Here is an 8253-nt window from a genome sequence, read left to right on the forward strand (position 1 = left end):
GCGGCGGCGAGCTCGTCGACGTAGCGGACCAGCTCGGCAGGCGCCTCCGGTAGTGCGATGCCGGTGGTCAGCACGAGCTCGCCGCCGCTGAGCAGCGCCGCGATGTCGGCGATCTCCGCGACGTGCACCCACCGCACCCGGCCGTCCAGACCCGACGCCCCGGCGATCACCCGGGGCTTGCCGCGCCGCAGCACCGGCAGGTCGAGCACCTCCGACACGGTCGGCAGCGCCAGCACGTCCGGCGACATCAACTCCATCGCACCTCCCGGTGCACACACCGTACTGGCTCCCGGGCCAGATCAGTACAGGTTGTCCGTAGGTGGCCGAGTGCCCGGCGGGCCAGACTGGCCGCATCGGCACGACGGAACGGGGAGCAATGTCGGAATCATTGGTGGCCCGCCATCGCGCGGCCATGCCCAGCTGGCTGTCCCTCTACTACGACGAACCCATCGAGATCGTCAGCGGTCGGGGGCGGCACGTCACCGACTCGGCGGGCAACACCTACCTGGACTTCTTCGCCGGGGTCCTGACCAACGCCATCGGCTACGACATCGCCGAGATCAGCGATGCGATCCGCCGCCAGGTCGACAGCGGCGTCCTGCACACCTCGACGCTGTACCTGATCCGCAAGCAGGTGGAGCTGGCCGAGCGCATCGGCGAGCTGTCCGGGATGACCAATCCGAAGGTGTTCTTCACCAACTCCGGCACCGAGGCCAACGAGACCGCGCTGATGCTGGCCACCCAGAAGCGCCGCAGCCACCAGGTCCTCGCGCTGCGCAACTCCTACCACGGCAGGGGCTTCGGGGCCCTCGGCGTCACCGGCAACCGCGGCTGGTCGGCCAGCGCGCTGTCCCCGTTCAAGGTCAGCTACGTGCAGGGCGGCTACCGCTACCGCAGCCCGTTCCGGGAGCTGTCCGACGCCGACTACATCGCGGCCTGCGTCGACGACCTGCGCGAGGTCATCGAGACCACCACCTCCGGCGACGTGGCCTGCATGATCGCCGAGCCGATCCAGGGCGTCGGTGGTTTCGCCACCCCGCCGGACGGGCTGTTCGGCGCCTTCGCCGAGGTGCTCGACGAGTACGGCATCCTGCTGATCTCCGACGAGGTGCAGACCGGGTGGGGCCGCACCGGGGAGCACTTCTGGGGCATCCAGGCGCACGGCGTGACCCCGTCGGCGATGACGTTCGCCAAGGGGCTGGGCAACGGCCTGGCCATCGGCGGCCTGGTGGCCGAGGCGGAGCTGATGGACTGCCTGACCGCCAACTCGATCTCCACCTTCGGCGGCAACCCGATCTCCACCGGCGGAGCCGTCGCCGCGCTGGAGTACTTGCTGGACAACGACTTGCAGGGCAACGCGGCCAAGCTCGGCGGACGGCTGCTGGACGGGCTGCGCGCCCACGCCGAGACCTGCGGCCTGATCGGCGACGTGCGCGGCAAGGGCCTGATGATCGGCGTCGAGCTGGTCGAACCCGGCACCCGGACGCCCGCCGCCGCGGCAGCCGGGCGGGTGATGGAACTGGCGAAGCAGCGCGGACTGTTGCTAGGCAAGGGCGGGTTGTACGGCAACGTCCTGCGCCTGGCACCGCCGATGACCCTGACCGAGGACGAAGCGGACCAGGCGCTGCAGATCCTCACCGAGACCACCTCGCTGGCCGAGCAGGAGCTCAACCGATGACAGAACTGATCAGGCACTGGGTCGCCGGCAAGTTCGACGACACGATCCCGCAGCGCACCGGCGAGGTGTTCGACCCCGCCACCGGTGCGGTGACCAAGCAGGTCGCGTTCGCAGCCGAGTCCGATGTGGACGCTGCGGTGGCCAAGGCCGCCGAGGCGCTGAAGGAGTGGCGCCGCGCCTCGCTGGCGAAGCGGTCCAACGTGCTGTTCGCCTTCCGGGAACTGCTCAACGAGCGCAAGTCCGAGCTCGCCGAGATCATCACCGCCGAGCACGGCAAGGTGCTCTCCGACGCCGCGGGCGAGGTGCAGCGCGGCCTGGAGAACGTCGAGTACGTGTGCGGCATCCCCAACCTGCTGCGCGGCGGTTTCTCGGAGAACGCCTCGACCAGCGTCGACGTGCACTCGGTGCGCCAGCCGGTCGGCGTCGTCGGGGTGATCTCGCCGTTCAACTTCCCGGCCATGGTGCCGCTGTGGTTCGTGCCCAACGCGATCGCCTGCGGCAACGCCGTGGTGCTCAAGCCCAGCGAGAAGGACCCGTCGGCGGCCAACTTCATCGCCCAGCTGTGGCAGGAGGCGGGCCTGCCCGACGGCGTGCTCAACGTCGTGCACGGCGACAAGGTCGCGGTCGACGCCCTGCTGGCGAACCCGACGGTCAAGGCGGTGTCGTTCGTCGGTTCCACCCCGGTGGCGCGCTACGTCTACGAGACCGGCACCGGCAACGGCAAGCGGGTGCAGGCCCTCGGCGGCGCCAAGAACCACATGGTGGTGCTGCCCGACGCCGACCTGGACCTGGCCGCCGACGCCGCGGTGTCGGCCGGCTTCGGCTCGGCGGGGGAGCGGTGCATGGCGATCTCCGCTGTCGTCGCGGTCGATCCCGTCGGCGACGAGCTGGTCGCCAAGATCGCCGAGCGGATGGCGAAGCTCAACGTCGGCGACGGCCGTCGCGGCTGCGACATGGGACCCCTGGTCACCGCCGCGCACCGCGACCGGGTCTCGTCCTATGTGGACGCCGGTGTCGCCGCGGGGGCGGAACTGGTCGTGGACGGCCGGGGGATCGAGGTGGACGGCGCCGACGACGGCTTCTGGCTCGGCCCGACGCTGTTCGACCGCGTCGGCACCGACATGTCGATCTACACCGACGAGATCTTCGGCCCGGTGCTCTCGGTGCTGCGGGTGGCCAGCTACGACGCCGCGCTCGAGGTGCTCAACGCCAACCCGTACGGCAACGGCACCGCCATCTTCACCCAGAGCGGCGGGGCGGCGCGGCAGTACTGCGAGGAGGTCGAGGTCGGCATGGTCGGGGTGAACGTCCCGATCCCGGTGCCGGTCTCGTACTACTCCTTCGGCGGCTGGAAGGACTCGCTGTTCGGCGACGCGCACGCCTACGGCCCGGACGGCATCCAGTTCTACACGCGCACCAAGGTGGTCACCACGCGCTGGCCGGATCCCTCCCACGGCGGCGTCGACCTGGGATTCCCGCAGAGCACCTGACGTTCCCGCGTTCGGGGAGCTCTCCGCCGGAGGGCTCCCCGAACACGCGTTGGTGCCTGCGGACCTGTCAGGATCGCCGGACCGCTGGCTAGGCTCCCCCGCGTGGGAGACGTGTCATTGCGACCGGTTCGGGAAGACGACCTGGCGGAGCTGGAACAGCTGATCAACGAGCCGGAGAACACCGCCCCGTACAACTGGTGGGGCTGGCGCAAGCCGGACCGGATGGCCAAGCTGTGGGAGGAATCCGGTCTGCTGGGCGACGAGCACGGGATCCTGCTGGCGATCGCCGAGGACGAGCTGGTCGGCTTCGTGTCCTGGCACCAGGTCGGGACCGGACCGTCGTCGCACTGCTTCGAGATCGGCGTCAACCTGCAACCCGACTCGCGCGGCCGCGGCTACGGCACCGAAGCGCAGCGGCTGCTGGTCCAGTACCTGTTCGCGCACACGCTGGTCAACCGCCTCCAAGCCGGCACCGAGCTGGCCAACGCCGCGGAGCAGCGAGCCCTCGAGAAGGTCGGCTTCACCAGGGAAGGCGTCCTGCGCGCCTACACCTACCGCAACGGCCGGTGGCGCGACTGCGTCCTCTACAGCCTCCTCCGCGACGAGGTCGAGCTGATCGACCAGACCTGACCGGGGTGTTGGACCGATCGGAGCTCGTGGTCGATACGATGGCCGGGACATGCCCGGTTCGCGAGTTCGGGGGGACGGACGTGACCGCTGAGTCCGAACCGGGAGGTATCTGCCGGGGTTGCAAGGGCCGGGGGCAGGTCCGGGTTCCGCGCGGGTTCGCCTCGGCGGACGGCGAGGCCTACACCGTCATGGGGTGGACGCGGTGCCGGCACTGCCGGGCGACACCGGGCCGCCAGTCCCACCGCTGGCCGCCGAGGTGAGGATCAAGGCATGACCGACCAGGGCCAGCCGCCGGTGTTCGCCGGTGGACCGAACGCGATCTGCTTCACCTGCGGGGGGTTCAAGAAGGTCAGCGACCCCCGGCTGTACATGATCCAGGCGACCGAAGAGCTGATGACCGGCATGACGCTGGCGGAGTGGCGGGGCTGCCCCCAGTGCGGTGGCGACGGAATCCTGGCGGGCACGCGCCCGCCGGTCTGAAGACCTGTCTGAAGCACTCGTTTCGCGTGGCGGTGCGGGTATCTCAGCGTCCGCCTGGGCTGCGGGTGCCAACCCTGCTTCCGGGCTGATTTCGCGAATCGGGCATTCCTGGTGGTGTTCGGGTGATCCGGCCGACGAATGGGCCGAACTGCCGGATGCGGCCGCAGGTCATCTCATACCCTCACCCGCATGCCCTTGCTCAAGCCCCAATCCGTCCTGGATGGACACAGCTCGAACCGAACACCGGTGCCGTTGATCGTCGGCCTGGTGATCTCCGGTTTCTGCCTGCTGCTGGCGCTGCTCTACTACTTCTTCGTGGCGGGCGGACCGATCAACACCGTGGTCGGCCTGCTGCTGGCGCTGCCCACCGCGATCGTGCTGGTCGCGCTGGTCCTGCTCATGGACCGGTTGGAGCCGGAGCCCCGGATCAACCTGGTGCTGTCGTTCGGCTGGGGCGCGGGGGTGGCCATCATCGGCGCCCTGATCGTGAACTCCGTGACCGGGGTGCTGCTGATCCCGATGCTGGGCGAGGCAGGCGCGGACGCGGCCACGACGACGATCGTGGCCCCGGTCGTCGAGGAGAGCTTCAAGGGCGCTCTGCTGCTGTACCTGCTGTGGGCGCGGCGGGACGAGATCGACGGACCCACCGACGGGATCGTCTACGCCGCCATGTGCGGGCTGGGCTTCGCGATGGTGGAGAACGTCCTCTACTACATGCGGGGCATCGACGAGGGCTCCCTGCTGTTCGTGGTGGTGCTCCGCGGGGTGTTCTCGCCGCTGTGCCACCCGATCTTCACCTCGATGACCGGGCTCGGCGTCGCCTACGCCGCAACGCACCGCGGCTCGGGACGCGTCTTCGCCGTGGTCGGCGGCTGGATCGGCGCGGTGTTCCTGCACGCGCTGTGGAACGGCAGCACCCAGTTCGGCTTCGGCGGTCTGGCGCTCGCCTACCTGGTGGAGCTGGGCGTGCTGATCACCCTGATCGTCGTGGTGGTCAGGGACCGCAAGCGGCTGGTGCACATGATCGGCAAGTACCTGCCCGCCTACATCCCGAGCGGGTTGGTGCAGCCCAACGACCTGCAGATGCTGGGGAAGATGCGCGGGCGCAAGGAAGCACGCCGCTGGGCGCGGGGGCAAGCCGGCGCCGTCGGGGTGCGGGCCATGGGCGACTACCAGCTGGCGGCGACCGAGCTGGCGCTCCTGCACGCGCAGGCCGAGCGGTTGACGATCCCGCCGGACAAGTTCTTCCAGCGTCGGGAGGCCATCTTGTCGCTGATGCGGATGGCCCGCGACGCCTTCTTCCGGCGGATGCCGCAGCAGGCGCCCCCGCCGCCGTGGGCGCCGCGCACCGAGCAGTCCGGGTTCTTCGCGCTGCCGGCGCAGCTGGGGCAGTTGCCGACCTACCAGCAGCGCCCGCCGACACCGCCCGCCGGGCAGCGTCCGCCTCGTCCGCCCCAGGCCCCGGGACCGCAGCAGCCGGTCGGGCAACGCCCGCCGCAGCCCCCGGCCGGACAGCGCCCGCCCCAGCCACCGATGGGTCAGCAACCGCCTCCGCCGCCGGCCGGGCAGCGTCCGCCGATGCCGCCTCCGCCGCAGCAGCCCCCGGGGCCGAACGGGCAGCGCCCCGGCGGTCCCTGGCCGCCGCGCTGATCGATCAGAGGGTGCGCAGCCGTGGCCAGAGCTCGGGCCACGGCTGCGCCGGCGCCTGGTAGAGCGTGATCTCGTTGCCGCGAGCCATGTTCACCAGGCCCGACTCGACCTTCCCGAGCCGCTGCGACCGTCTGAAGTGGTCGGACAGCGAGCGCTTGCCGACGTAGAGCACGACATCGGCGTCCGCGGGTGGGGCGCCGAAGAACCAGTAGCCGCGATGCGGGCTGTAGACGCGGGGCAGACCGGCCGGGCGGCCTCGCACGTCGAGCGCACCTGCCAGGTAGTAGGTCTCGGCGACGACGACCGCGCGGCGCTGCTGCTCGGGCGGTAGCGCCCGGTAGGCGCGGGTGACCGCGTCGGTGAGCTCCGGCCAGCCCGTTTCGTAGAGCCGCGGGTAGTTCGGGATCTCGGGGTGGCGGGCCAGCACGTCCAGCGGGTAGACCGGCAACATCGCCAGCGGCAGCACCGCCGAGATCGCGCAAGCCGGCCACAGCAGCTTGCCGCTGCGGTGCTGCAGTCCGACGGAGGCCGCCGCGAACAGAACTCCGAACAGCCCCGCCAGGTAGTTCGGCCGACCGCCGGTGACCAGGAAGAACACCAGGACCGCCAAGGTCGTCCAGCCCAGGAACCGGTACGCGTGCAAGGCGGGGGAGCGCAGCAGCACCGCCAGGCCGTAGCAGCACAGCACCGCGCCGACCACGATCCCGGAGTAGAACAGCGCGGTCGGGACGAGCAGGAGCCGGTCGTTCTCCTCGTTGACCGCGGTGCCCATCTCCAGCGCGGGCCAGCCGTTGGCGGCCTGCCACCACAGCGTGGGAACAGCGGTGACCACGGGAATCGCCACGGCAACCCACAGCGCCGGACGAGCCAGCACCGCCCGCGGGCCGGTGATCGCGGTGCTCAGCAGCAGCGCAGCGCACAGGACCACCACCTGGAACTTGGTCTGCACGGCGAGGGCCGCGATCAGCCCGATGCCGAGGAGCAGCCGGTCCCGGCGAATCCCGTGGCCGTGCAACCGGATCCACCGCACCAGCAGCCAGATCATCGCCGTCCACTGCAACGGCTCCATCGTGGATGCGGTGAGCCAGTGGCCGTTGACCAGCAGCCACGGCGAGAGCGCGTACGCCGCCGCGGCCAGCACCTGGGCCTTGCCGTTGCCGCCGAACTCGCGCGCGACCAACGCAGCGACCACCACCCCGAGCCCGGTCGCCAGCGCCGCGGGTAGTCGGAACGCCAGCAGCGAACCGGGGAACGCGGTGTCCAGGAACGCGGCGAGGAACGGCACCAGCGGCTGCTGGTCCATGTACCCCCAGTCCAGGTGGAACTTCCCGGCGGCGAGGAAGTAGAGCTCGTCGGTGACGAGGTCGTAGCGCGGCGCCAGCACCACCAGCAGCGCCGTGACGAGAGCGCCGAGCACCAGGACGGGAGTCCGGGCGAACGGCGGGGCGGGGCGGGGGAGCCGGACGGTGGCTGCACCGTCGAAGCCGGTGGTGGCGCTGGTGTGCATCGGCTCCCCCTGGTCGTGACGGCTCGGGGCAGCCTAACGGCCGATCGGGTGAGTCACAGGCGGTCGACGACCTTTCGCGGCGTGATGCGGGCCGCTGGCACCGCCGCGTCCCGGTGGATCAGGCGTCCGCCTTGTGGCGCTGGTAGTAGCGGGCGACGCGGACCCGGTTGCCGCAGATCGCGGGTGAGCACCAGCGGCGGCGGGGGTTGGTGGCGATGAAGAGCATCACGCAGTTCCGCTCCTCGCATTCGCGGAGCGCCTCGATGATCGGGTCCGTGAGCAGCTCGGCGGCGGCCTCGGCCAGGTCGGCGGCGACCCGTGCGCCCAGACTCCCGGGGCGTTCGACGGTGCCGACCAGCGATCCGCCGCGCCAGCTCAGCTTCCGGATCCCCGGCGCCGCCCGCTGGGCGTCGTTGAGCCCGCGGAGCGCGTCCGCCGGCGGGCGCTTCCCGAGCCGGATCTGGGTGAGCGCTCGCGCGGCGTGCTCGCGCACTTCGTGCACGGCGGCCAGGTCGGCTCGGCTGAGCGAAGTCCGCTCCGACTGGGTGGGTGTCGTCATCCGGTCCGCCTGGCGGGTCAGCCACTCCCACAGCTCCGCAGGCGTGCCCATGAAGTCGACCGGGCCGTCCGGGGTGATCGCCCTGGTGTTGACCAGGTCGACGGCCAGCGGCTCACCGATCAGCGGCAGGCGCGGTTTCATGGCTCCAGATGGTAGTGGAGTCCTTGACGGCGTCGAGCCCAGCTGGTCCAATGCGTAAACGAAGCTTTACCCATTAGGGGCTCCGGGGGTGAGGGTGGAGCGGGGGGCGCGGGGGCCC

The 8253-nt window shown here is 70.8% G+C and carries 8 protein-coding genes; 5 read left to right on the top strand and 3 right to left on the bottom strand.

Annotated elements, in window-relative coordinates; genetic code table 11:
* On the bottom strand, positions 1-248 hold a 248-nt coding region (locus ABTZ89_RS31615; protein ID WP_502949627.1), incomplete at its 3' end, for a PucR family transcriptional regulator ligand-binding domain-containing protein.
* A 128-nt stretch (positions 249-376) separates the two neighbouring features.
* Between ABTZ89_RS31615 and ABTZ89_RS31620 the strand changes: the two genes are divergently transcribed.
* The 5 genes from ABTZ89_RS31620 to ABTZ89_RS31640 all read left to right on the top strand — a co-directional run bounded on the left by ABTZ89_RS31620 (position 377) and on the right by ABTZ89_RS31640 (position 5928).
* Positions 377-1678 (top strand): aspartate aminotransferase family protein, encoded by a 1302-nt coding sequence (locus tag ABTZ89_RS31620; RefSeq protein ID WP_351051601.1) that lies wholly within the window; start codon positions 377-379, stop codon positions 1676-1678.
* A complete protein-coding gene (locus tag ABTZ89_RS31625) occupies positions 1675-3168 on the top strand; it encodes a CoA-acylating methylmalonate-semialdehyde dehydrogenase (protein ID WP_351051604.1) in 1494 nt (497 codons plus the stop codon). The genes ABTZ89_RS31620 and ABTZ89_RS31625 overlap by 4 nt, the downstream gene beginning before the upstream one ends.
* A 102-nt stretch (positions 3169-3270) precedes the next feature.
* The gene (locus ABTZ89_RS31630) at positions 3271-3798 is read left to right on the top strand and encodes a GNAT family N-acetyltransferase (RefSeq protein ID WP_351051607.1); all 528 of its coding nucleotides are present in this window, start codon (positions 3271-3273) and stop codon (positions 3796-3798) included.
* Positions 3799-4068: 270 nt separating this feature from the next.
* Positions 4069-4278, top strand: coding sequence for a hypothetical protein (locus ABTZ89_RS31635; protein WP_270954142.1), 210 nt, complete (start codon positions 4069-4071; stop codon positions 4276-4278).
* 189 nt (positions 4279-4467) lie between these two features.
* Positions 4468-5928, top strand: coding sequence for a PrsW family intramembrane metalloprotease (locus ABTZ89_RS31640; RefSeq protein WP_351051611.1), 1461 nt, complete (start codon positions 4468-4470; stop codon positions 5926-5928).
* Positions 5929-5932: 4 nt separating this feature from the next.
* Here ABTZ89_RS31640 and ABTZ89_RS31645 read toward each other — a convergent pair whose 3' ends face one another.
* Both ABTZ89_RS31645 and ABTZ89_RS31650 read right to left on the bottom strand, forming a co-directional pair.
* Entirely contained in the window at positions 5933-7435 is a 1503-nt protein-coding gene (locus ABTZ89_RS31645) for an ArnT family glycosyltransferase (RefSeq protein WP_351051614.1), read from the bottom strand.
* 118 nt (positions 7436-7553) lie between these two features.
* Positions 7554-8135: a CGNR zinc finger domain-containing protein gene (locus ABTZ89_RS31650; RefSeq protein ID WP_270954663.1), complete on the bottom strand. Its 582-nt coding sequence runs from the start codon at positions 8133-8135 to the stop codon at positions 7554-7556.
* Positions 8136-8253 lie beyond the last annotated feature (118 nt).

Source organism: Saccharopolyspora sp. NPDC002686 (assembly GCF_040295745.1).
In the GTDB taxonomy this organism is placed as follows: domain Bacteria; phylum Actinomycetota; class Actinomycetes; order Mycobacteriales; family Pseudonocardiaceae; genus Saccharopolyspora; species Saccharopolyspora oryzae.